This is a genomic window from Paenibacillus sp. OK003 (genome assembly GCF_900109515.1).
In the GTDB taxonomy this organism is placed as follows: Bacteria; Bacillota; Bacilli; order Paenibacillales; family Paenibacillaceae; genus Paenibacillus; species Paenibacillus marchantiae.
In genome coordinates this window covers 64,063-89,679 of sequence record NZ_FOBD01000013.1, presented here as the reverse complement: position 1 = coordinate 89,679, position 25,617 = coordinate 64,063, and the positions used below count along the sequence as shown (strand labels likewise).

20 protein-coding genes are annotated in these 25,617 nt (G+C 47.8%); 13 read left to right on the top strand and 7 right to left on the bottom strand.

Annotation, left to right across the window (positions count from 1 at the left end):
* The first annotated feature begins 144 nt into the window (after positions 1 to 144).
* Positions 145 to 369, top strand: a complete 225-nt coding sequence (locus BMW94_RS20255; protein ID WP_063564759.1) for a YqzE family protein — start codon at positions 145 to 147, stop codon at positions 367 to 369.
* A 92-nt stretch (positions 370 to 461) separates the two neighbouring features.
* On the opposite strand, the gene BMW94_RS20250 is transcribed toward BMW94_RS20255, so the two are convergent.
* From BMW94_RS20250 to msrA, 4 genes are all read right to left on the bottom strand, one after another.
* Positions 462 to 1,538: a hypothetical protein gene (locus BMW94_RS20250; protein ID WP_091000762.1), complete on the bottom strand. Its 1,077-nt coding sequence runs from the start codon at positions 1,536 to 1,538 to the stop codon at positions 462 to 464.
* A gap of 163 nt (positions 1,539 to 1,701) precedes the next feature.
* The gene (locus BMW94_RS20245) at positions 1,702 to 2,919 is read right to left on the bottom strand and encodes a YqhG family protein (protein WP_091000761.1); all 1,218 of its coding nucleotides are present in this window, start codon (positions 2,917 to 2,919) and stop codon (positions 1,702 to 1,704) included.
* 2 nt (positions 2,920 to 2,921) lie between these two features.
* Positions 2,922 to 4,682, bottom strand: coding sequence for a DEAD/DEAH box helicase (locus BMW94_RS20240; protein WP_091000760.1), 1,761 nt, complete (start codon positions 4,680 to 4,682; stop codon positions 2,922 to 2,924).
* A gap of 241 nt (positions 4,683 to 4,923) precedes the next feature.
* On the bottom strand, positions 4,924 to 5,439 hold the full coding sequence (gene msrA, locus BMW94_RS20235; RefSeq protein WP_175480785.1) for a peptide-methionine (S)-S-oxide reductase MsrA: 516 nt from the start codon (positions 5,437 to 5,439) through the stop codon (positions 4,924 to 4,926).
* A gap of 221 nt (positions 5,440 to 5,660) precedes the next feature.
* On the opposite strand from msrA, the gene BMW94_RS20230 reads away from it, so the two are divergent.
* From BMW94_RS20230 to BMW94_RS20195, 8 genes are all read left to right on the top strand, one after another.
* Positions 5,661 to 6,221 carry a flavin reductase family protein gene (locus BMW94_RS20230; RefSeq protein WP_091000758.1) on the top strand — a complete coding sequence of 187 codons (561 nt, stop codon included), beginning with the start codon at positions 5,661 to 5,663 and terminating at the stop codon, positions 6,219 to 6,221.
* A gap of 514 nt (positions 6,222 to 6,735) precedes the next feature.
* Complete coding sequence (locus BMW94_RS20225) at positions 6,736 to 8,826, top strand: acyltransferase family protein (protein WP_091000757.1); 2,091 nt, start codon at positions 6,736 to 6,738, stop codon at positions 8,824 to 8,826.
* 225 nt (positions 8,827 to 9,051) lie between these two features.
* Positions 9,052 to 10,365, top strand: coding sequence for an extracellular solute-binding protein (locus tag BMW94_RS20220; RefSeq protein WP_091000756.1), 1,314 nt, complete (start codon positions 9,052 to 9,054; stop codon positions 10,363 to 10,365).
* A gap of 144 nt (positions 10,366 to 10,509) precedes the next feature.
* Positions 10,510 to 11,388 carry a carbohydrate ABC transporter permease gene (locus BMW94_RS20215; RefSeq protein ID WP_091000755.1) on the top strand — a complete coding sequence of 293 codons (879 nt, stop codon included), beginning with the start codon at positions 10,510 to 10,512 and terminating at the stop codon, positions 11,386 to 11,388.
* An 18-nt stretch (positions 11,389 to 11,406) separates the two neighbouring features.
* Positions 11,407 to 12,282 carry a carbohydrate ABC transporter permease gene (locus BMW94_RS20210; protein WP_091000754.1) on the top strand — a complete coding sequence of 292 codons (876 nt, stop codon included), beginning with the start codon at positions 11,407 to 11,409 and terminating at the stop codon, positions 12,280 to 12,282.
* A 29-nt stretch (positions 12,283 to 12,311) separates the two neighbouring features.
* Positions 12,312 to 14,117 (top strand): cache domain-containing sensor histidine kinase, encoded by a 1,806-nt coding sequence (locus BMW94_RS20205; RefSeq protein WP_091000753.1) that lies wholly within the window; start codon positions 12,312 to 12,314, stop codon positions 14,115 to 14,117.
* A complete protein-coding gene (locus BMW94_RS20200) occupies positions 14,114 to 15,697 on the top strand; it encodes a helix-turn-helix domain-containing protein (RefSeq protein ID WP_091000752.1) in 1,584 nt (527 codons plus the stop codon). Before BMW94_RS20205 ends, BMW94_RS20200 begins: the two co-directional genes overlap by 4 nt.
* Positions 15,698 to 15,789: 92 nt before the next feature.
* Positions 15,790 to 18,366: a beta-mannosidase gene (locus tag BMW94_RS20195; RefSeq protein WP_091000751.1), complete on the top strand. Its 2,577-nt coding sequence runs from the start codon at positions 15,790 to 15,792 to the stop codon at positions 18,364 to 18,366.
* A 102-nt stretch (positions 18,367 to 18,468) separates the two neighbouring features.
* On the opposite strand, the gene BMW94_RS20190 is transcribed toward BMW94_RS20195, so the two are convergent.
* Positions 18,469 to 19,575: an FAD-dependent monooxygenase gene (locus BMW94_RS20190; RefSeq protein WP_091000750.1), complete on the bottom strand. Its 1,107-nt coding sequence runs from the start codon at positions 19,573 to 19,575 to the stop codon at positions 18,469 to 18,471.
* A gap of 252 nt (positions 19,576 to 19,827) precedes the next feature.
* Positions 19,828 to 20,352: an NAD(P)H-dependent oxidoreductase gene (locus BMW94_RS20185; protein WP_091000749.1), complete on the bottom strand. Its 525-nt coding sequence runs from the start codon at positions 20,350 to 20,352 to the stop codon at positions 19,828 to 19,830.
* A gap of 188 nt (positions 20,353 to 20,540) precedes the next feature.
* Between BMW94_RS20185 and BMW94_RS20180 the strand changes: the two genes are divergently transcribed.
* Positions 20,541 to 21,023: a MarR family winged helix-turn-helix transcriptional regulator gene (locus tag BMW94_RS20180; RefSeq protein ID WP_091000748.1), complete on the top strand. Its 483-nt coding sequence runs from the start codon at positions 20,541 to 20,543 to the stop codon at positions 21,021 to 21,023.
* 85 nt (positions 21,024 to 21,108) lie between these two features.
* Here BMW94_RS20180 and BMW94_RS20175 read toward each other — a convergent pair whose 3' ends face one another.
* Positions 21,109 to 21,408, bottom strand: a complete 300-nt coding sequence (locus BMW94_RS20175; RefSeq protein ID WP_091000747.1) for a hypothetical protein — start codon at positions 21,406 to 21,408, stop codon at positions 21,109 to 21,111.
* Positions 21,409 to 21,620: 212 nt separating this feature from the next.
* Between BMW94_RS20175 and BMW94_RS20170 the strand changes: the two genes are divergently transcribed.
* From BMW94_RS20170 to BMW94_RS20160, 3 genes are all read left to right on the top strand, one after another.
* The gene (locus BMW94_RS20170) at positions 21,621 to 23,645 is read left to right on the top strand and encodes a Na+/H+ antiporter (protein WP_091000746.1); all 2,025 of its coding nucleotides are present in this window, start codon (positions 21,621 to 21,623) and stop codon (positions 23,643 to 23,645) included.
* A gap of 88 nt (positions 23,646 to 23,733) precedes the next feature.
* The gene (locus tag BMW94_RS20165; protein WP_091000745.1) at positions 23,734 to 24,672 is read left to right on the top strand and encodes an aldo/keto reductase; all 939 of its coding nucleotides are present in this window, start codon (positions 23,734 to 23,736) and stop codon (positions 24,670 to 24,672) included.
* A 67-nt stretch (positions 24,673 to 24,739) separates the two neighbouring features.
* Entirely contained in the window at positions 24,740 to 25,516 is a 777-nt protein-coding gene (locus BMW94_RS20160) for a polysaccharide deacetylase family protein (RefSeq protein WP_091000744.1), read from the top strand.
* The last annotated feature ends 101 nt before the right edge of the window (positions 25,517 to 25,617 follow it).

Below are 25,617 nucleotides of genomic sequence, written 5' to 3'. Positions count from 1 at the left end.
GATGGATACCTTTGGCATTAGACTGTGCATTCTTCAGTTTTTCATACTCTTTGCAGCAAAAAAAATGTTTATTGATGATCCCTTCTGCACACAATAGAGATAACATAAGCCCCGGCTTTGCCGGAGCTAAAGGAGGCAGAGGTTATGGCCAAAAGTGATGAGCTGGTAAAATACATTACAGAGCGAGTCGTTCATTATATCGATACACCGAAGGATGAACGTAAAGGACGCACCAAAACCAAAGAGCCGTGGACGATGAAATGGTTTGGCATGATTCCTTTTGCCGTGTCCCTGTGGGTTGGGAAAAAGGAAAAAGCGATGAATTCGCAGGGGAAAATGCAGAAACGAAGCTCTTCGGGTAAAGGGTAAATCAAGAACCAACGGAGGTGGCAGCTTCCAAGAAAAAGACGCATTCCTATGAAGAACCAGAGGAAGGCGTCTTATTTTGTTGTATGGATGGTTCACGGTTTCACAGCATAGAAATTCCCGTCCCGCAACAAGCTTTGAAGAGGTACAAATCGTCTTACCGAAGTATTCCCGCCAATAGCTACATACTGATTATGAACTGTTCCCCGTTCGTCACGCCAGATCTGATAACCACTGACAGGCAAAGGACCGCCATATAAGACATTTTGATGATCCGCAGAGAAAACGATTTTTTTATGTTCTTTCCATTGCTGATTTAATGTTTTCACGCCGTTGATTGAAAGTGCTTTTGACGTGATCCATAACAGATTGTCTGCGGGATCAAACAGAGGTTGCAGATCCAGGGAGTCAACGGACAACGAGGAAACTTGAGGCGAATCTTCGGGCGTCATCACGACAGCTTGTACAGATATGGACCTTATGGACTTCATTCGTTTCGAAGCCTGCCGTGAGTCCGTATCGAGTGCTTTCAGAACACCGGTTGGCAAGGTATCGCCGTTGGTCGCGTCAATATAGATTACATCATCATTAGGCATTTCCACTTTCCAATAAGCGAGCAGGGGAGGCGCATAACGTAATTGAAGCCCTCCACCGTCAGGAATTAGCTCCTCCAAGTCCAGTTGCTGTCGATCCAGAGCTTGATATAACAAGGAAATATTGTACGGTCGTTGTTCTCCCTGACCATACTCGCTAAGCTGCAATTGTCCTTGATCGTTCGCTGAAATAATCATATAACCAACGGGTGACTCTCCAACATTAGCGTATACCAGCCAACTGCGTGTGCCTGGACCGAGGGGATAAAAGTCCAATTGAGCATGATCCCATTGGTTCCCTGCTTGTTCAGTACCTAGGATGATAGCTTGCTCGTGAGCAAATTGTTGAACTGCATCAGGAGCCAGTGTGTCGGAATGAAGTTCCGTCGTACTTTTGATCAATGTAAAGGGTTGCATCAATCTAGTAGCATTTTGAATTCCAGCACCTTCAGCTTGCAGGAAAGGGAGCAGGGTAACTACACATATAAGGCTCACAGCAATGCCTGTAATTCGTCGTAATACGTTCCACGCTGGGTGGAAGGTTTTTTTCATGCCAACACCTACTTTTCTGAGGTACATATCCCATATCCTGACAAAACGGACTTCATTTTCGCTGCGTAATCGGTTCTCATTTCATTTTAGAGGACAGGTTGCGCAAAGGTTGCTGCAACCTGTCGGGCTGTCACTCATGAATAAACACTACTTTTGCCATCATTTGCGGGAAAAGTAGTGTCTTCGTCGTTTATCTCAAGTGAAACATGCCGCTGCTTATCGCGGTAACCTTCACTTTGGGCTCATATTGCCAGATCATCTCGGTACGGCGTGTTTCGTATTGCAGCTTCATAGCTTCCCGGTCCATGACCGCTTGGCGGGCTTTCTCCTGTTCCGGGTCCGTTTCTGGTTCTGCCTGAACAGCCGCTTCAGCCGCGAGTTCGACATCTGATCCGATGGTCACACCCGTTGGTTCGACGGACTGCAGACGTGCATTCTGGATACGGGAGGGGCCGGAGCGGGAAGTCTGAATTTGGGCAGATGGCCCGGTTCCTGCATGTTCCTGATCCGTTGAACTACCGTCTGTGCTCGAGGCAGAGGTTGTATCTACGTCGACCTCAGGGGTGTCCTCTCTAAGAACTGCTTCATAGTACGTGTCCACAACAGCAAGTTCCAGATCAAGCCGTTCTTTGGCTTTCTCTGCCCAGCTATAGTCGAGTTCCAGCAGGCGGTTCGTCAAATGCGATTCCAGAGCTGCTCCGGCATCAGCTAACGATACTTTGGCGGTCTGGACGTGCATATTCTCAGCGAGCCTTGGGCTAAGGTCTCGCCTGTTCAGCTTCGAGCCGAACTTCTCGACAATTTCCCCGGTTCTGAGGGAGATGCCGATAAAATGAAGCTCCTCTTTTTTCAGATCACAGGCAAATTCCACTTTAAAACACACACCAAGCCATGGCTCATATACTGCGGGTGCGGTAGCACGCAATTGCCTTTTTGCAGCCTGTTCAAACAGGTTCACGAATGCGCCACCTTCACGTGCTGCATTGAAGATCTGCTGCAACCTACGGCTGCCATATACAACATCTTCTTTCAAAATGCGTCCAGGTCCCAGCTGAGGCAGAGAAGGGACAATACCGAAGTACCGACCTAGAATAGTCTCTTTGGGAGCTTCGGGGGTACCGGCACCTGGTGAGGGTGGTGGAGCTAACTGTGCAGCTTTTGCTTCTTCGGCTTCCAACGCTTGCTGATAGGCATCCGAATCAAAGACGAATGTAAAGGACATCGTCTCCGCAGGAGCGCCGGTTCGCTCCACAAATCCCCAATAATACGGACGGTTGGTTAACGCCTTGTCGGCTTCAGGTGAAAGCTTTACCGTAACATGAGCAGGGGAACGCTCCATAATCTGGCAATCGAGTGTTTCCAGGTAAGTGAGCACATACGCCTGCACTTCATGGGGTGACATGGTCATGATCAGAGCCCTCCTTTACGAAGGTCAAGCCCGGATACGGCGGGTGCCTCATCTGCGACTTCGCGCTGAATGGAGTTCAGCGATTGTCCAAGCGAGTCCATTTTGCGGCGAATATCCTCTTCGTTTTGTGATTCAAGCATGATTTTGTACAAACTTTTTTCGATCGATTCCTTCTTCTCCAGCCGCTCCAGAATGACATCCAAGCCACCAATAACCATCTCGAACATATTGATCTTCTCATGCAGCAGATTCAGAATATGCTCCTCGATTGTGCCTGTCGTGGAAAGGTTGTAGATGTTCACATCATTCTGCTGTCCCAATCGGTGAACGCGACCGATCCGCTGCTCGACACGCATCGGATTCCAGGGCAGGTCGAAGTTGATCATGTGATGGCAAAATTGCAGGTTGATGCCCTCACCGCCCGCTTCGGTTGCAATCATTGCCTGTACGCGGCCGCGGAAGAGGTCCATCATCCAGTCCTTTTTACCCCGGTTCATGCCGCCCCGGTAGGGAACAGCGGTCAGGCCGTTGTTGCGAAAATAATTGAGCAAATACTCCTGCGTGGCACGGTATTCGGTGAAAATAATAACTTTCTCATTCATGTTACGAACGAGTTCCATCGTTTTTTCCGCTTTGGTATTTTCCTTGATCGCTTTAATATGGGCAACGAGCTCCCAAATCTTATCTCGCAGCGGGGAGTCCAGTGGAAGCTTCTTGGACAGATTGACCAACGTCACAAATACGGCATCCCGGCTGCTGCATACTTCTCGCTGCAACGTTACCAGTGAAAGCATGCTGCTCAGATTGCCGCCCGCTTCCTGGTACTGATCCTTCACAAAGGAAGTCACCCCATCGTAAAGGGCCTGTTCTTCAGGCGAAAGCTGCAAATTCACATTGGACACGTTCCGTTTGGTAAATTGTACAGGGCCTTCACCGCGGCGGTTACGGATCATGACTTTGGACAACTCATCCTTGAGCTGCTCCTGATTTTTCGGAATGCGTTTGTCGACGACAAAATTGGCTGCAAAATCACCCTGACGGCCAAGCTGTCCCGGCTTGAGCAGGTTAATGAGGTTGAACAGCTCGCTCATGTCATTCTGCACCGGTGTGGCGGTAAGCAGCAGGCAGTACTTTTTCCGCAATTTCAGCATGAATTGATAGTTGGTCGTTTTTTTATTTTTGAGCTTATGAGCCTCATCGATAATAATCATGTCGTAATCGGTATTCAGCAGCATATCCTTATGCGGATCACGCTTGGCTGTATCCATCGAGGCAACCACGACTTCATTTTGCCAGGAATACGCCTTTTTCTGTGCCACCGCAGGGATGCCAAATTTGGAATTCAGCTCCCGGACCCATTGCAGTACAAGGGACGCGGGCACGAGAATGAGCACTTTGGAGACGAGTCCACGGACCATATATTCTTTCAAAATCAGGCCAGCTTCAATCGTTTTGCCAAGTCCCACCTCATCGGCAAGAATAGCACGGCCTGACATTTCAAACAGTACTCTGCGTGCAGTATCCATCTGGTGTGGAAGAGGGGTGAGTCCCTGTAAATGCTTGAGACACTGGATTTCATCAAAATTGGGAATCAGATTCGTCTCTTCGGCTTGAATGCCAAGTTGAAAGAGTCTGTAATCACCCCAAGGGCCGCCTTTATCGAGTCTGGACTCCAGTTGCGTAATCCAGCTGCGATCGAATTCAAGCGGAACGGGTAATTCTGCTGCAGGTTGATTGATTAGATGCGGGTTTTTCCGGTTCATGGTGCTTCCTCCCCTGCCATTCGTAATGACGGTTTATTCGTAGGTAATAGTATGGACGAATGAGAGGCAGTTCATAACCAACCTTGGAATAAGGGGTGATTGCAGTCAGGAAATCTGGAAGGGTGCGGATCGGGTTATTGACAGCATTGAGGAGTTGAAGACTTTAATCGGTGTACTGTAAAATGGATGCGACAAAAAAGCGGCCCATGTGGCCGCTTTATTAATTAATTAGTTAAAGAGATTAACTCCAATATTTCTTGATAATCTCGTCGCGTCCGGAATAAATCCGGGAATCTTTATAATATTTCGGATCCTTGCGATGGAAATTTTGATGATATTCTTCTGCCGGATAAAATACGGAGGCTTCCTCAATGGCCGTAACGACAGGTTTATCGAATCGGCCTGTGTTGGCCAGTTCCTCTCGGGATTTCAGGGCCAATTGGCGCTGCTCTTCATTGTGATACAGGATGGCAGCCCGATATTGGCTCTTGCGATCATTACCCTGTCCCGTGGCATCTGTGGGATCGATCTGCGGCCAGTACAGCTCAAGCAATTTCTCATAGGGGAAAATGGCTGGATCAAACGAGATTTGCACAACTTCCAAATGTCCTGTTTCCCCGGTTAATACTTGCTCATATGTAGGGTTTTCTACGGTTCCACCCATGTATCCGGATATAATCCCGTGAATGCCGGGCTGCTCTTCAAAGGGACTTACCATACACCAGAAACATCCCCCGGCAAACGTTGCTTTTTCAATCACTGCTATTCCCCATTTCTCAGTTGTGTTTAATCAAGATTACTATGAATGCGAGTCATAACGCAATCCATTTGATAGTTCATCCACCCGCTCCTCTTCAAAAAGTGATTTGGCATAAAAGGAAGTAATTCTTTTTCATCCTTTACTTATATTGTATAATAATGGATGAGAAAACGGCCTGTTACAGCTTTGGGGCCAATTGAAAACGAAGAGGTGATCAGATGCGGAAACCGATAGATGAACCTATGTTTTATTCCTATCCCGGCATGGTGGCGGTAGTGACATCCCGTCATAAGGGCATGCAGAATCTGATGGCCTCAGGCTGGCATACCTATATTGGGTCGTCTCCCGGAATTTACGGGATATCGCTGAGGAAGGAAACGTACTCTTATGAATTGATTGAGCAGAGTGGAGTATTCGGGGTACACTTCCTTCCGGGTCATCATTCGGAGTGGATTCAGGCTGCGGGAACCTTCAGTGGAAGAGACACAGACAAATTCTCGAAATTCGGGATTACATACGAAGAAGGAATTAAAGTGAATGTACCCATTCTGACTGAATCTTATTTTGCTTACGAGTGCAAGGTAATCGATATGATAACGTACGGGGATCATGAATGGATTGCAGGTGAAGTGTTACAGCGGTATCAAGACCCGGAATACTTCTTGGAAAATGGAATGGTTAATCTGGACAAATTGCAGATTCCAATGTACGTAGGACGATCCTCTTATCGGATTCTTGATGGGAGTGCGGAGGAGAAGGTTCATCCGTTTTACCTCTAGGGTCCTAGGCACCAAGATGCAATTATGAGCAAAACTTTCAATCCGGCAAGAGATAGGTTTATAATGGTTATTGGCTGCTGAGCAAGTCGGCAGCCTTTTCCTATTGGCTTAATTGTACACTCCAGACCCTCAGAGGGATCTGCTCATATATGAAATAAAAGGCAAGGTAATATTAGCCATTCTATGAAAAATGCTGTATTTAACAATAAAATTAGAGTATGATTTTACAGCTATATATGCTTGGCAGGAAAGGTTACATCGTTTCACTGGATTGTAACTATTACTGTAATTTGTGAATAATCTTTCGGGCGTATAATGCTAAACGGGACATAACGACAAAGATATAAAGAAATCGTAATCATAAAACATCATGGTTAAGTAATACGTCTTCTTTATGTTGTAAATGAATGATGGAAGGTGCAATACGTATGTTAATGACAACCAGAACCACAAGGAGTTCTCGAACGCCCCAGACATGGATGATGTCGACTCACATGGTCAAGGAGGGGCTCGCATGTCACAATCGTTGAAAAGCAAGCGGCATATGAACGGACTGGATGGTTTGAGGGCCATCGCTGTGCTTGCAGTCATAGGGTATCATCTGAATTTAGGTTTTATTCCGGGCGGGTTGCTCGGTGTAGGCATTTTCTTTGTTCTATCAGGGTATTTGATTACAGACATTCTTTTGACACAATGGCAGGAGCATGGTCGGATATCCCTCGGTGATTTCTGGGTGCGCAGAGTAAGGCGCTTATTACCTGGCATGATCACGATGACTGCAGTGGTGATGATTTGGCTACTTTGCACAGACCCATCTCGACTGGCTGCGTTGCGTGGTGACATTGTCTCGGGAGTATTATACATAAGCAATTGGTGGTATATCTTTCATAACGTTTCCTATTTCGAAAGTTTCGGCCCTCCATCACCCTTTGGACATTTCTGGTCGCTGGCTGTGGAAGAACAGTTTTACATTGTTTGGCCCCTTCTACTGGTCGCGGCAATCGTCCTGTTCAAAAGAAAGGGATGGCTGGTCGTCTTTATTGTCGTAGCAGCTGAATTGTCTGCTGGTGCGATGGCCATCATGTATAATCCGGATCTGGACCCGAGCCGTGTTTATTATGGAACAGATACAAGAGCATTCGCCTTACTGGCTGGTGCTGCACTGGCCGTGGTTTGGCCGAGTCGCAAACTATCGTCATCCCTTGCCCACACCAATCGCCTTGTCCTGGACGTGTTAGGTTTAGCTGCGCTGGCTTGGTTAATCTACATGATGCTGAATAGCAGCGAGTACGACCCTTCATTGTATCGAGGAGGAATGGTACTTCAGGCTATAGCGACGACTTTGCTCGTAGCTGTACTGGCTCATCCATCATCCTTCCTGGCACGGCTCATTGGCGCCAAGCCATTGCGCTGGATCGGGGAACGATCCTATGGATTATATTTGTGGCACTATACTGTCATTATTCTAACGAGTCCAACGGTAGACACGGGTGGAGCACATCCTGTACGAATGGTTTTGCAGGTTGCAGCAACGGTTGCACTGGCCTCCTTGTCACTTAAATATATTGAAAATCCAATTCGTCATAACGGATTTCGTGATTCCTGGTCCCGGTTATGGGGAAGAGGGCACAATACAACCATTCGCAACGTATGGTGGAAGCGCGCTGGATTGCTGATGAGCATTCTGTTGATGTGTTTTACGGTGTCACAGATGATGATTACGTCAGCAGCGAATTCTGATTCCCATTCGGTATCGATGTCGGCCACGCTGAATGGAGATCATTCCGTAACGGAGGAAAAGGGACAGGACGTTCTTCCAGCAACAGTGAACACCTCCGGGGGCGACAACCAACCTGCGCCACAGAAAAACGATAAACCAGCGGCGAACGCTGGAGATCCACTAGGCAAAGGAGAACAGCAAACGACGAAGCCAGGCAATGCTCCGAAATCAGAGGAACCAACTTCAGGTGAGCAGAAAGGATCAACTCCTGGCGACTCAAACCATGCTGTTGGTAAACCCAAAGGCAGCACCGACAATCCGGGAAATCCAGAAGACAACGGTAATGACCAACCAGAGGATCCTGTCAATACGTCAGATTCGTCCAAAGAGCAAGGAGAAACAGCCCCTCCAGCCAAAGACGGCAAGGTTCATTATACGGTCATTGGAGATTCAGTTATTTTGGACGCCAAGCCTTATCTTGAACAGACCATTTCGGGCGTGCACGTGGACGGTCATATCGGTCGTCAGATGTGGGAGGCTGCCGATGTACTGGATGGCCTGAAGAGAAATAACCAAATGGGCAGTCAGGTCGTACTGGAGCTTGGAACAAACGGTTCCTTCAATTCCAAAAGTCTGAATTCGGTGCTGGATTATTTGAAAGATGAAGAACATGTTTATCTGGTTACTGTGCGAGTCCCTCGCCCATGGGAACGAACCGTGAATAAAGCACTGAACGAAGCGGCGTCCGATTATAGCAATGTATCTCTCATTGACTGGCACACTGCAAGTGAAGGACATGACGAATATTTCGAAAAAGATGGCGTACATCTGACGAAGGAAGGTTCGGAAGCTTTTGCAGCACTTGTGAAAGACAGTATGAAATAAATCAGAACTTATCTATTCATTTATTTATAAATTCAAGAATGTTTACGAATCCAAATACAGAAAGAGCTCTCATGATGAGGGCTCTTTCTGTATGTAAGCAAAGATTGCAGCATCAACGGGGTATCCGATATTTTTCACCCCTGCATCCGTGCATCGTCACCTTACAGAATGATAGCGTTACCATTTACAATAAGTGTATTCAAATCGCCAAGGGGGAGTATAGAGATGTTGAAAAAATGGGTTTCGGGAATGCTCGCAATGGCGTTGTTTTCCATCGCTCTGGCTGGTTGCGGAAGCGGGGACAGCTCAGAAGGCAGCGACAGCAAGGATAAAGTAACCGTCACCATCTGGCACAACTGGACTGGACAGGACGCCAAAGCGGTGGCGATGCGCAAAATCATTGAAGACTTCCGTGGGTCGCACCCGGATATTGAAGTCGTGGATGAAGGTCTGCCGACAGATGGCCTCAAAACAAGGCTCCGGACGGTGGCAGCGGCCAATGAAATGCCGGATCTGTTCGTCATGTGGCCGGATGCGATGACCAAGGAGTTTGTGAAAGGGGATCTGTTGCAGCCGATCAATGCCGAGCTGGACGCGAAGCCGGAATGGAAAGACAACTTTATTCCGAACGCTCTGGATGGATATACGGTGGACGGGGAGATCTACTCGGTACCGATGAATCTCGCACCCACTTCCTTTATTTATTACAATGAAGCACTGTTTAAGCAGTACAACGTGAAAGTACCTGAAACGTGGGCTGAGCTGGAGCAGGCCATCGCTACATTTAATGAGAACAAAGTAATACCGATCGCACTGGGGAACAAGGCTAATTGGGTGGCTCAATCCACGATCTTCAGTACACTGGCTGACCGGGTAACCGGCACAGACTGGTTCTTAAAAGCAGCAGCGCAGGATGGAGCCAGCTTTACAGACCCACAATTCATCCAGGCGCTGGACAAAATGCAGGAACTCGGTAACAGCAAAGCATTTCAGGATGGTTTCAACAGTATTGACGAAACACAGATGATGCAGCTGTACTTCCAGGGAAAAGCAGCGATGGTGATGAACGGCGGATGGGCATTGGCCAACCTCGTCAACAACGCACCGGAAGACATTTTGAACAATACACACATAACAATTTTACCAGCAGTAGATGGAGGCCAGGGTGAGGCCAGGACGACATCTGGCGTTGTAGGGACAGGCTTGGGTGTAAGCAAAAAGTTAAGCGGTGCCCAGAAAGATGCGGCCATGGAGCTATTCTACGCTTTGGCAGGCCCTGACGGTCAGAAAGCAACCCTGGATAGCAGCACACTCGTCAGCTACAAGATTGATCTGGACAAATCAAAAGCCCATCCATTGTTTGTGGAGCTCTATGACTTAATGCAGGAAGTAAAGATTACTCCGGTGTATGATTCCAAACTAGGATCTGCAACCGTCGAGGTTATCAACAATGGATTGCAGGAGCTATTGATGGGTGGTAAAGCCGCAGATATCGCGAATAAAATCCAGGCATCGCAAGCCAGTGCAGTGGGAAATTAAGGTCATAGGTCATTCCGATCCAGATCTGGATGAGCTGAAAGATGCTTTGCGGTAAGATTCAGACCCCTTCCCGGTAGGGGAGGGGTTTTGCATGGATATCAAGGGTTGTAATTACCAAAGGTTTGATGAAAGGAAGTGAGCAAGATGAACGCATTGCGCAGTCGACGTTTTATTATGCTGGGGCTCGCTCCGGCAGTTCTAATTTACGCTTTGTTTGTATTTGTGCCGGTTGTATGGTCAGCGTACTATGGATTCTTCAACTGGTCGGGAATCGGAGAGTCAACATATATCGGACTGGATAACTATGTGGAAATATGGCATGATTCCGTATTTTGGCGGGCACTGAAAAACAACGTCATTTTTGTTCTAGCTTCAGTATTTGGGCAAATTCCGTTAGCGTTGATGCTGGCGGTCATTTTGCACAAAAGCAATCCGTTACAGCGTTTTCTGCGTTCAGCCGTATTTCTGCCGATGGTATTATCCACAGTAGTTATCGGTATGATCTGGCAATATATCTATCACCCGCAGATCGGGATACTGAACTTTCTACTGGATGCATTAGGGCTGGAAAGCTGGAAGCTGCAGTGGCTTTCAGATGACAAAATCGCCATTTTCTCCTTGGTGCCACCGCTGCTCTGGAGTTTTGTCGGTTTGTACTTGATTATCTTCATCTCCGCGCTGCAGAATATTCCCGGCGAAATTCATGACGCTGCCAAGATTGACGGTGCTTCCGGAATCCGCAAGCTGGTTTCCATTTCTTTGCCCATGATCTGGGGAACGGTTCAGGTAGCGATCATTCTATGTATCTCGGGCAGCCTAAAATCATTCGATCTGGTGTACATCATGACCAAAGGCGGCCCGGCGCATGCGACAGAGCTGCTGGCAACGTATATGTATAATTCAACCTTCAACACGTATCGCTATGGCTTCGGGAGTGCTATCTCGACCACCATCGTGTTAATCTCCCTTTTGCTGATCGGAACAAGCCAGTGGGCGACAAGCCGTAAGAGAAAAGAGAATTAGGAGAGAGGGGGGAATGTAATGAGTGTTACACCGTTATCGATTCCAACACCAGGGAATACTTCAGGCCATCCGGTTCGCCGATTCCGTAGTGGAATTGTTTGGACGCTGTTGACAATCTATGGTATTTTAACATTGTATCCGTTCTATTGGCTTGTGATCAGTGCATTCAAAACGAATGAAGATTTCTATAGCAGGCCCTTCGGGCTTCCGGAGAAATGGAACGTGGAGAATTTCAGTAATGCTTGGGAGAGCTCAAAGCTGGGAACCGCTTTTGGCAATTCCCTGATTGTGTCCGTAGGTTCGCTTATCCTAACGCTTTTTATAGCAGCGCTGGCCTCATTTATACTCGCACGTTTCCAGTTTCCCTGGAAAGGGCTGATCATGACCTTCTTCGTTGTAGGTATGCTGATTCCCATTCATAGCACATTGGTTCCGTTATTTATTTTGATGAAACAGATGTCCCTGCTGAATACGTATTGGGCACTGATATTGCCGTATACCGCATTTGCTTTGCCAACCGCGATATTTGTGCTAACCGCTTATTTGACTAGCATTCCACGTGACATTGAAGAGGCCGCTTTTATTGATGGAACAGGTCTATGGGGGCTGTTCACCCGGATCATGCTTCCCATGTCTGTGCCTGCCTTGTCAACGGTCACTATTCTGAGTTTTCTACACGCGTGGAATGACTTTTCGTTCGCACTCGTGTTTATTAACAAAACAGGTTTGAAAACGTTACCGCTCGCGATTGCCAACTTTGCCGACGGATATCAGACCGATTACGGCCTGACTCTTGCTGCCATGACCTTGTCCGTAATTCCGACCATCATTCTATACCTGATATTTCAGGAACAAGTCATGAAAGGCATGACGGCCGGAGCAGTCAAAGGTTAAATGAGAGCGCATCCAGAGGAGGAAAAGGTGTGGGACGCTGGCTAACATCTTCACTGCAACGGAAGCTATCCGTCGTGGTTACGGCTTCCATGATTGTGCCGCTGCTGGCATTGGGGCTGTTCGCCTTTCTGATCTCTTCCCGCATCACAGAGCAAAAAACAAAGCTTTCCGGCATGGACACACTGAAGCAGGTGGAAGCGAATTTGCGCTATATGCTGCAGGATGCCGAGACATTATCGATTTTTTTGATTGGAGAAAGGGACATTCAGCAGTATTTAAGTAACGATGAGGACGATGTGCAGGAGCGTGTGGATATTCTGGGCAGGATGACCAATCTGGCCGCTTCCAAAAAATATATTGCCAACATTGCCATCTATCCGGAACGTTTCGATGCGGCTCTGTCCACGGCTACATGGTATGAATCATCCAATGCCACTTATCCTCCTGCTCCGCGTGGTGATGCGGTGAAGGCATGGACTGGCGTATATCCGGTTCAGAATTATGCGGGAATCCAAAATGTAATTACATTGGTTCGACCCATTCGCAGCATTCATGATTATCAGCCTATCGGATGGCTGGCAATCAGTCTAGACGAGAAGGCAATCTCGAAAGGATGGGCGGCGCTGGGACTGGGTATGGGGGAAGGGCGACTCGAATTGATCGGTCCGACTGGAGAGATTTTGTCTTCCATGGACAAATCCCGTCTTGGACAGTCTCTGGAGAAGATCGAGCCTGAAGTACATACGCTGATCCAACAAGAGGGAAGCGGAACAGCCACGTTTGGCAGCGGCGATGAGAAACGTACGTTGCTCTATTATCCGGAAATGTTGACAGGCTGGACGCTAACGGCAACGGTTCCCTACGATCAGTATAAGTCCGAAAACGGTTATATTCTGATCCTAACTGCTGTTGCAGTGAGCCTGTCTGCTGCGATCAGTGCAGGACTGGTCTGGTTTACGGTACGACGAGTCACAAAGCCGCTGCGAATTCTTACGAAGCATTTGTCCCGAATGGACCCCGATCGACCACTGCCCCTATTCCGATCGGATAGTGATGATGAAATCGGCAAGCTGGGAGAGAGTTATAATTTGCTCGGTGCCCATATTGAGAGATTGAAGGAAGAGGTTATCCGCGGCGAAGCCCGTAAAAAGGAAGCTGATCTCAGGGCACTTCAGGCTCAGATCAATCCTCATTTTCTGTATAACACACTTTCATCCATTCACTGGATTGCCTTGATGTCTGAGGAAAAGCGGATTGCAGAGATGGTCGAAGGATTGAGTGATTTTTTGCGCATCAGCTTGAATCAAGGTAGGGATTATTGTCCGGTAGGGCAGGAGATTGCCCATATTCGCCATTATGTTCGTGTACAGTCCATCCGATTTCCCGACAAGTTCGCCGTGCATTATATTGTGGATCCGGCACTTGAACAGCGAATGATGCTGAAATTGCTGCTCCAACCGCTCGTCGAAAATGCCATGATTCACGGAATTCAGCCGAAAGCGGGTACGGGCACAATCACAATCCTGATTCGGCAAGAACAGGAACGAATAAATGTGCTAGTTCTGGATGACGGGGCTGGCATGGAGCGGGACAGACTGGAGCATGTGAGAAGCAGCCTTGTGTCATCGGATGAGGGAGAGCACCATGATTCAAACTATCCCTGGACGGAAAAAGAACCAATGAAGCAAACATCCCAAGGTGGCTATGGACTCCGCAATGTGAACGAGAGACTACTGCTTCATTATGGAGCGGAGGCGCAGCTCGAAGTGGACAGCCGGGTCGGAGGTGGAACCCGGATTTCATTTTCCATTCCAATCCTGGAGGAATCGCCATGAGATTATTGATTGTTGATGATGAAGTAATTATCCGCACAGGGCTTGCCAGTGTAATCGCTTGGCATGAACTGGGGATTGAGCTGCTTTCGCCAGCAGCCTCGGCAGAAGAGGCGTTAGCACGAATGGCCGAGGAGCGGCCGCATATTCTGATGACTGATATTCGGATGACGGGAAGGACGGGGCTTGAACTGGCAGAGGAAGGGCTGCAACTGCTGCCGGAACTCGAGGTCATTATTTTATCGGGATACGATGACTTCTCTTACGCTCAGCAAGCCATTCGTCAAGGTGTCACGGATTATCTGCTTAAGACGAGTAAACCGGAAGAGATTATCGAGACGGTGCTTCAGGCCAAACAACGGATTACCGAACGATGGGCTGAGAAATCAAGAGAAGGACAGCTGCTGCGAGAGAACAAGCAGCGTCTATTCGCTCGATGGATCATTGATGGAGACGTTGAATCTAGCCCTTGTCCTGTATTTCTGCAGTCGGGAATGAATGTGCAATCGGAAGGTTTCTCCGACATGGATCATATGCAGAGACAGATTCTAATCTTGAAAGCTGCGGGATGGAATCGTTCTTCGGCTGCTTTGCTAAACTTTGCCGTACAAAATATGCTGGAGGATGTTCTGCCGGGCGCAGTTGCACACATTCATAAGGACCGGATTATCTGTGTTGTTCAGCTGCCGCCGGATGAGCAGGATTTCCAATTTACTTTGGGCATTGCGTTAACCCGGATGGAGCAACTGTTGAAATGTACATTGCGTGCAGCAGCAGGTCGACCCTGTATGGAGGTTCAACTTCTGCATGAGAGCTACCGTACGGCATCGATTGCATACCGTTACCATGGGTTAATTGAGGACAGGATATGGCAATATGAAGACGTTTTGCACCGCATAGGAGGCAAAGCCGTCCTTCAGCATGAGGAAGAAACTACCCTGGGGACATTGTTAATGGATAACGACTCGATTATGCTGACCACATGGACGCGAGAACTGGTGAATGAACTCCTGTTGGACCCCGAAGTAACGCCAGAGTCTTTTGATGCCTGTCTGCATGCTGCGGTGAATGCCGGACAGCGCTGGTTGATTCGCACGATGCGGGCCATTGGAAGAGACGATCTGGAACGATTCGAACCATGGAGGCCAAACCCGGATGCCGATGCTGGTGAACTTCGTGATCTGCTGTTTCATCATTTATATGGGCTGATGCATACCTATCACAGCCAGATGGGACAAGGGCGGACTACCCATGTACAGAAGGCTATTGCTTATATGGAATCCGGTTTGGCACAGGATATTAGCCTGCAATATGTCGCAGGTCAGGTTCATCTGCATCCGGGCCATCTCAGTGAACTGTTTAAGAAGGAAACGGGCGTCACTTTTGGTGATTTTGTAACAGGAATGCGAATTCGACGCGCGATGGACATGCTGGTGGTTTCTCCCGCAAAAGTAAGTGAAGTGGCGGCTATCAGCGGATATGAAGACGTTAAGTATTTTAGCAGGCTGTTCAAAAAACATACAGGCAAGACTCCGAGTGAGTTTCGCGAGGAGGCTGTGTCGTACAAGAATTCCGGACATTAAAGGTTAGCAGGCTAAAGAACGAACGAAGTCATGTTTATATTGCAAACGTTTTCGATATTTTATTACCAAGGAAACTGGGGAGCGAGGCAAGGATGAAGATGATTAATTCAAGTCAGGATTTGTCAGGACAATGGAAAATACAGCATTTCGAGGTTGGGGAGAAGCGGTCCATGGATGTTGCAGCGGCAGCGCTTGATGATCGATTTTGGATCGGAGCGGAGGTGCCAGGGGATGTGCACACCGCTCTGGTGGAACGCAGCATCATTGATCCGCCCTACTATGGGCATAACGATGCCAAGAGTCGATGGATCGAGCAGAAGGAATGGTGGTATCGTACTAGCTTCAACCTGTCGAAGGATGGGGAAGCAGAGGAGTACTTTGAGTTAGTATTCGACGGGTTGGATACGTTCGCCACCGTATATGTGAACGGACATGAAGTGGGGCAAACGGCCAACATGCTCATGTCCCACACTTTCGATGTGACGACACTGGTTCGTAATGGCTGGAATGCCATAGCGGTCAAGTTCGACCCCCTTGATCTGCATCACAGAGACAAGGAAACGTTTGACTGGTCTTCATATACGAAGGAACGTCCCTGGTTGCGCAAAGCTGCGATGAATTTTGGCTGGGACTGGGGTCCACGGATGGTCACCGTAGGAATTTGGGGAGGGGTTCGTCTTGAAAGACGAACGATTGCAAAGCTGGAGAACGTATTTGCACGTACCGAATCAGCCAGCAAGCAGCAAGCAGTTGTCCATGTCACTGCGGATGTGAAGTCCGTATTGTCTTTCCGTAGCAGACAGAAACGTGAAAAAGCGGTGGCCCTGTCTTGTGATATCCGTTTACTGGACGCGAGTGGACATGAAGTGGCACGGTCAGCCGAAGCAGTTGTGGAAAATGGTCTCGCCGATACAATACTAAAATTAGATTCACCACAATTATGGTGGACGCATGATATGGGTGAGCCTTACTTGTACAGGATGGAAGTTACGCTATTTGCCGATGGGGTGGAAGTAGATCGTTACAACGAGCCTTACGGTGTACGAACCATTGAACTGGCGCTTCATAATGGACAGGGTGAGGATGCGTTTACGTTTATCCTGAACGGAGTGCGTGTGTACGCGAAGGGAGCCAACTGGATTCCGGCCGACCATCTGATTGGTGCCATCCCCGCCTCCCGGTATCGTGAGCTGATCGAGTTGACTGTGGAAGGGCATATGAATATGCTGCGTGTCTGGGCAGGCGGTATATATGAAAAGGACGTCTTCTATGATGAATGTGATCGGCAAGGCGTACTGGTGTGGCAGGATTTTGCTTTTGCCAACGCCTTATTCCCTGATTTCAATCGGGATTTCATGAACAATGTACGGGATGAGGTAGAAAATAATGTCCTGCGTCTACGCAATCGTGCCTCGCTTGCACTCTGGTGTGGCAATAACGAAATTGACTGGCTCTATGATATGAAGTCCGCCAGTGGAGATATTACCAGCCCCTTCTATGGAGAACTGATCTACCATGAGCTGATCCCGGAAGTGCTGGAGCGGCTGGATCCATCTCGTCCATACTGGCCTTCCTCACCCTATGGGGACAGTCTCGGCAATGATGCCAATGATCCGGATGTGGGGGATCGCCATAACTGGCAGGTATGGCATGGTTCCGTCTATCCACGAAAACACGGCGAGCCGCCACTGCTGAACTACAGTATTGAGGGTGTGACCTTCAAAAACTATAAACACGACAATGCCCTGTTCAGCAGTGAATTCGGCATGCATGCCTCGGCCAACCGCCATACACTGGAGAAAAACATGCCTGCAGGCCAATTTTACTGGGGCAGTCCCGAAATGGCCTATCGGAATAAGGATACCAATCATCAGAAAGGTATTCTTCTGATGGAAGGATACACGGGCATTCCGCAAAATATCGAAGAGTACATGAACTATTCAATGCTGACACAGGCAGAAGGATTACGGTATGGCATTGAACATTTCCGGCGGATCAATCATCGCAATAGCGGAGCCCTTGTGTGGCAGCTGAATGACAGCTGGCCAGGCACAAGCTGGTCCATGATTGACTACGAGCTGCTGCCGAAGGCCTCCTTTTATTACGGAAAAGTATTCTTTCATCCGATACTGCTGTCTCTGGAACATGAACCGGGTGAGCCGCTTACGTTATGGGTTGTGAATGACACACGGGAGACTCTGAAGGGACAACTTCGACTTAATGTCTATGGATTGAATGGGGAAAAGGTGTACTCCGGTTCTCATTATGTGGAGACAGGTTCGCAATCCGCTACTCGCATTGCAGAGCTGAGCGAAGCGGAAGTATTGGGAGGCAGATTGGCGGAAGAAGTAATGGTCGAATTAGTGGCCGAAGGTTTCACTGCACCACTCAATCGATATTTCTTACGTGATCCGAAGCATGTTAACCTGCCTCAAGCGCAGCTCAGTGTGCATGTGAACGAAGAGGAGCAATCCGTATCGGTCACGGCCATGGGTGCAATTGCACGGTTGGTGAAGCTCGAGCTGCCCCTTGGTCGTGTTCGTTTCAGTGATAATTATTTCGATCTTCTCCCTGGTGAGAGCCGTAAGGTGAGATTGCGTCATCCCGAGAAGCTGTCTCTGCCGATGACTGAGCTACGCGTAAGCGCAATGAATGGTAGTGAAGCCTGATCCCTAATTGTTTTTCCACAAAGAACAAAACAGCCGATGCTTCCCCAACAGGGAGTCATCGGCTGTTTGTTGATTTACGCGGTGCGTGAATAACACGCCCCATTATTGAAAAGATTCGTACCGCTGCTGGAACGAAGACTCCATCTCCAGTTGCCTAGCCAACTGCTGCTTCACTTTTTCTCCACGTCGGGCCTGCAGCTCTTGCAGCCGTTCTGTAGAAGTGAATTGATCGGCTGCCATATCAATGAGCAGCTCAGCGAGCACGTCCGCATCTTCCAATGCTGCATTCAATCCAAAAGCGCCCGTCGGAGTCATCGTGTGAGCGGCATCACCAAGCAAGACCACGTTGTCCTGCGCCCATAATTCGGCGAAACTGCTCTCTACGGATAACAAAACAAAATCACTCCATGTCTGGATATGTTGAGCTACCGAATCAGCGAGACAGGGGAAGGCCGCCACGAGTTTCTGTACAAAGGGAGCAAAAGGCTGTTCACGCAGCTTGGAGAAGGACCCTTGCGGGATGTTCCATCCGATCTGTACGTATCCTCCAAATTGTGAGAATAGCGCCAACTGCTGACCATCCATACTGGCCATTCGAACAGCAGGTTCCCAGCCTGCTGGAGCAGGAATGCGAGCCCATAACAGATCGTATCCATGTTTGCGGATATCCGGGGTCAGACCAGCGTGTCTGCGTACAGCTGAATATCTGCCGTCTGCACCAACAATAACCGCTGCTTCAATGGAAGCAGGCCGTCCTTCTTGCCGAATGTTGATGCCAACCGTGTGGTCAGCCTTATTCCGTAATAATCCAGTCATAACCGTATTATAAAGGACTTGTTCGTTTTCCTGGTTCTGTGATTGTGACACGATGACTTCCAGCAGATGATCCTGAGGAACATGAATGCCCACATGGGATTCTTGCTCTCCAGGGAAAATGGTGTGGATGATCTGACCGTTCTCCCAATATTGAATTTGCTCCAGAGGCAGCACGCCACGCTGGGTGACAGAAGGGTATAACCCATGTTTATTCAATACATGTTCACCATCTGCATTAAGAACTTCGCCACGAAACGACTTAAGAAGGTGCGGCTGGCGCTCGATCAGAATGGTGGATATTCCCTGCCGTTTCAGCAGGAATGAGAGTAGAGCCCCACCAGGACCAGCTCCCACAATACAAACGTCAGTTTTTAAATACGAATTTTGATTCATGTGTAAAATTCCCTTGCAATATAATGGATGAATAACCTATTACTTTATAATAACAGATTTATAAAAATCATTAAGTAACTAAAAGTAACTTTAAAGATATACGTTATTATAAACAAATTCAATCCAATAATGCAATAGAATCCTTCTATTTCTCTACAGGAAGGAGGATTCAAGCCTGCGGTACTGCTTTTCAGCTTATGAGCGCAGGCTTGATAAGAACAGCAAATTCTTTTAAGGGAAATACTCTGATATCTATGTGATTAGTCGGTTGGTTATGCGAGCCACGCGTTCTCCCAGAGCTTTACCAAGTGCTATGCCCTGTTCGCTAAGCAGATCATCACTGTCCACCGGACATGTCACCCCAACACCATAATAAGATCCATATAATGCATTATCTGCAAAGTTTCCAGGTAGTCCGGTAATGATCATGCCCTGATGGAGCATGGGTGTCAGCAGATGAATCAACGTTGACTCCAGTCCTCCATGCTCGGTCGCGATGGTACAGAACACTGCACCCACTTTGTCTACAAGCTTGCCCTCTGCCCAGAGGTAGCCCAGCTTGTCGATCCACTTTTTCAACCCGGAGCTGATGGAACCAAAATGTCCGGGGCAGCCCCAGATAATGGCGTCCATTTCCACCAGCTTATAGATGTCGGCTTCTTCTGTGGAATGCAAATGAACGGTTGCACCATGCACACTGGCCGCGCCAGCAGCAATCGACTCGCCAAGTGCTCGTGTATGACCGCCTTCACTATCGAAAACAATATAAATGTTCATTGCTTCATTCCTCCTTGTGTGGTTATCTGTTCATGCTATAAGATAGCTTGTCACATGAAACCGTAAAATAAGCATGAACTTTACAGACAAGTAAAGGGTTTGGGAAACAAGCGCATTTTTCACAAACAAAATAGTACAAATATGTTACAATATAAGGTAGGTTATGATCAAAGGTAGGAGGAACGTTTATGAGCCCGGATACGGAGCGAAACTCTCAATTGGCAAATGTGGATCAATTGTTGGAGGCCTTCTTCAGATATAAAAATAAAGTATTGGATCAGCAGCAAAAGAATGAAACAAACTGCAAATTGAATCCGACGAAAAGTCATATATTGGGTATGATTCTACGTGAAGAACGCTGTATGGCTGTGGATGTGGCCAGACAACTTAGTCTATCTTCAGGAGCAACCACAATTGTGCTGAATCAACTGGAAAGTGAAGGTCTTATTCAGCGGGTGCGCAGCGAAGAGGACCGAAGAATTGTATGGTTGTCCTTAACGGAAGATGGGAAGCAGCTTGCAAAAACGTTGATTAATAATCGCGGTCGGATGACGTGGGAACTTTTGCAGGCGCTTACGGAAGAGGAACAACTGCAGATGTTTGGCATGCTGAAGAAAATTGAGCTGAAACTGCTGGAAAAAATGAAAACGTTGGAACAAACGCATCGCTAAATAAAAGGTGTGTAAAACGCCAGCCTTCAAGATTTGAAGCCCGCTTTGGGACTTGAATCTTGAAGGCTGGCGTTTTAATTTTCAATCAGAGATGGAAACGTTGAATGTGATCGGTCAAACCTTCCATGATCAGAATTTCCTTCTGTTTTTTACCGAGCAGGTCAAAATGGGGGAAAGGCTGACGCCGATGGATGTAACGTGGGTCGAGTCCATGCTCTCTACACCAGTCCTCAAGCCGTTTCAGATCCGAGCAGCCCACTTTGGTCACACTGGTAATGCCCGGAAAACGGTTGTCGATCCAGAAATGAGTGAGATAGGCAAGGTCGCCACGAGAAACACGTTCTTTCCACTCAGCCAGCTCCTGTCGTTTAATTCCAAATGCCATAGACACCAAGTTCCTTTCCAAACGGGTATTGTCCTGAGCATATTGTAACATCTTATAAACAGAACCAATCAGAAATCTGCAATCGGACTGTTGTCCATTCGCTTTGGACGGGTATTAATATGACAACATTTTTATAATGAACTTTGGTTTATGTTAAAATAAGGTACACAAAATGGTTTCACCACTTCATTATTCGGAAAGGGATTGTCATCATGGAACTATTTATCGCCGTGCTTGTTTTGCTGGTACTGATCGGTTTATCGAATATTTTGAACCGATTTGTACCCTTTATCCCCATTCCGTTGATTCAGATTGTTCTCGGTGTAGCCATTGCACTATTACCTGCGGGTGTGCATCTGCCACTGAATCCGGAACTGTTTTTCGTGCTCTTTATCGCTCCGTTGCTGTACAACGACGGGAAGCGAACACCGAGGCACGAGCTGTGGAATCTAAGAGCGCCCATCCTTTTGCTGGCCCTGGGCCTTGTATTTGTCACGGTTGTTGTGGCAGGATATGCCATTCACTGGCTCATTCCAACCATTCCGCTTCCTGCGGCTTTTGCACTTGCGGCAATTCTGTCCCCGACAGACGCTGTGGCTGTAGGCGCTATGGCAGGTCGTGTGCATTTACCCAAGAGCATACATAGGCTTCTTGAGGGAGAAGCATTGATGAATGATGCATCCGGTCTGGTTGCATTCAAATTTGCGATTGCCGCCACGGTTACAGGGGTATTTTCCCTGGCTCAGGCGTCATTTAGTTTTATACTTATCGCGATTGGCGGGTTGCTGATTGGTGCCTTGTTATCGTTCCTGTTGATCCGATTGGGTGTCTGGATTCGGCGTCTGGGGATGGAAGATGTCACGATTCATATGTTACTGCAAATTCTAACGCCCTTTGTCATTTATCTGGTCAGTGAAGAGGTCGGTGTTTCGGGCATTCTTGCGGTCGTCGCTGGTGGGATCATTCATGCGATTGAGCGTGATCGGACTGAGTCTGTACAACTGAAGATGCAGGTGGTATCTGCCAGTACCTGGTCTGTCATTTTATTTATTTTAAACGGATTGGTCTTTGTCATTCTGGGGGTACAGATTCCGGATGTGTTAAGTACTATCTTCGAGAATGTCTCGTTTGATAACCTCCAAGTAATTGGCTATGTGGGCCTCATCTCAGTGTTGTTGTTGGTGCTTCGTTTTGTCTGGATCTATCTGTTCTGGAAAGGAAATGAAAATTCCGGTGAGGCGTTGTCGAGCGGGAAGCCCCGGCTGAAAGAAATTACGATCATTACCCTTTCGGGTGTGAGAGGGGCTGTAACACTGGCGGGGGCCTTCTCCATCCCTTATGTTCTCCAAGACGGGTCTCCATTTCCTGAAAGGGATCTGATCATATTCCTGGCGGCAGGTGTGATTCTGTTCACTCTGATTGCTGCAAGTGTGTTCCTTCCTATTCTTGCGAAGAACGAAGAAAAAGCGGAGGAAGGCACACCGCAAACGACGGAACGAAAAGCACAGGATATTATGCTGAATGCTGCCATTCGTGCAGTCAAGTCGGAAATGAATGATGAGAACAAAGCGGCTGCGCTTGCGGTTGTTTCCGATCTGTCGAAATATATCAGGCAGGCGGCTGGCGAGCTTACTGCGGGTAAGCGCAAGGACATTTTGAAACAGGAAACAGCCATTAATCTCATCGGTACGCGGGCTGAACGCAAGGAGATTGAGAAGATGATGGATGAAAATGTCATTGCTTCGGAAGCCGCCTTTAAATGCAACAGCTGGCTGGATCGTAAGGAGATGATGCTTGCGAACCGTACGAATACCCAGATGATGTTCTCGCTCAGTGAAATTGCACGCGTGTTTGGACATGTGTTTACGAATGGTTCAAAGAAGCCGGATCAGCCGTTTATGCTTGAGAATGCCGACCTGTTCCGTCAAGTGAAGATGCGTACCTCTGAAGCAGCGATCAAGGCGATTCGTGCTCATATGAACGATAGTAACCGGATTGTCGCTCTGTCGGTTATCTCCAGATATGAACGGGTTATTGCCAAATTACGCACCTGGAATCAGGGCAAAACCGAAGACCCATTTGACCAGGAAAAGCTGGAATTGCAAATGGTGGCGATTCAGGAGCAGCGCAATACGATACAGCAGCTATACGAAAATGGTGAAATCAACCGCGATGTGGCCGCCAAACTTCGTCGATTCATCAATGATGTGGAAGCCAATGCGCTGAAAAACACTTAATCCGATAAACCCGATAATTTAAATATGCTTAACCCTCTGATATAATATCATTTGAGTTATCAACGCTCAGAAAAGGAGATGGATGAGAATGGCAGAACAACGTACTCGTTTGGGCAAAACCGATCTGATGGTTAACCCGATTGGATTGGGGGCAAATGCAGTAGGAGGACATAACATCTATCCGAATATGCTGAATGATGAGACAGGCAAGGATGTCGTTCGTACGGCTTTGAAACAGGGCATTAACTTTCTGGATACTGCTTTCATCTATGGTCCTGAGCATTCAGAACGATTAATTGGTGAAGTGCTGAAAGAAACGGGTCAGCGCCAAGATACCATCATTGCAACGAAAGCTGCACATCAATTTGTGGATGGCAACGTCGTTATTGATAACTCGCCTGCTTTCCTCAAAACCTCTGTAGATGAGGCTCTGCAACGTCTGCAGACCGATTATATCGACTTGTTTTATATTCATTTCCCGGATGAGCATACACCGAAGGATGAGGCCGTAGGTGCGCTGAAACGTTTGAAGGACGAAGGTAAAATTCGTGCCATCGGAGTGTCCAACTTCTCTATTGATCAGCTGCGTGAGGCGAATCGGGATGGAGATGTAGATGTACTGCAGTCTGAATATAATCTGTTCAAAAGAGAAGCGGAGAAGCAATTACTGCCCTATACGGCAGAGCATAACATTTCTTTTGTACCTTACTTCCCACTGGCAGCAGGTCTGCTGGGAGGCAAATATAATCGGGATACAACCTTCCAGGATGGACGGGCCAAGAACCCGTTATTCACGGGGGAAGCCTTTATTCAGAATCTGGACAAGGTGGAACAACTACGTAGCATTGCACAGTCCAAGAATGCTGAGGTGGCACATCTCGTTCTGGCCTGGTATTTGACTCAGCCGTCTATCGATGCGCTCATTCCTGGTGCCAAGAAGCCGGAGCAGGTCATCAACAATCTGAAAACACTGGATGTTGAGCTCACAGCTGAGGAAATTGCAGTCATTGATCAAATATTTCGTTAATTAGTTCGAATGAATCGGGAAATGCTAACAGGGAGTTTACGTTTGAAGATAAAGAGAGGACATAAACATGAACCTGAAGGCAGCCCGATGCATCGGATTGTGTACGCTGGTTTTTTTGCTTGGCAGCAGTTCTGCCTACGCCAAACCTGTGCAGAAGAATCGACAGTATTATGAGGAACGGGGAGAGATTGTGTGGGAGGTTCCCACGCATGACAAACTCATCGCACTGACCTTTGATGATGGACCAGATCCGGTCCAGACCCCGCAGATTCTGGCTTTGCTCCAGCAATATCAGGCCAAAGGCACTTTTTTTGTGCTTGGTAAATGGGCGGATAAGTTTCCTGACTTGATTAAGCAGGAGCAGCGGGAAGGACATGAAATCGCTAATCATACGTATGCACATACGTACGCGGTCAGGTCAACAAGGGCGGACAAGTACAGCCACGAAATGAACATAGCGGAGAAATCCATTGTTGGAGCAGGGGCGCAGCGTCCGACGTTGTTTAGACCCCCGGGAGGCTATTACAATGACATGGTCATTCAGGTCGCCAAACAGCAAGGCTATACGATTGTGCTATGGTCCTGGCATCAGGATACACGTGATTGGGCTTCACCAGGTGTATCAGCCATTGTGAACAAAGTGCTAAAGAATGCACGTAACGGGGACATTGTTCTGTTTCATGATAAGGTGGAGGGCAAGTCTCAGACCGTTGCCGCGCTAAAAACAATTCTGCCTAAGTTGCAGGAGCAGGGATATCGTTTTGTAACTGTATCGGAACTGCTTGCCGTCAAGGCGAGAGAGGCTGCCAAGGATGACAATTCATCCTTACCCAAGCTTCCATAGCACAAGCAAAAACCGCAGGTCTCTGGATTGAAGAGACTTGCGGTTTTTATTGTTTCCATTGATCTAAGTAAAGCTTGCGGATTTTATCTGTGATACAGGGT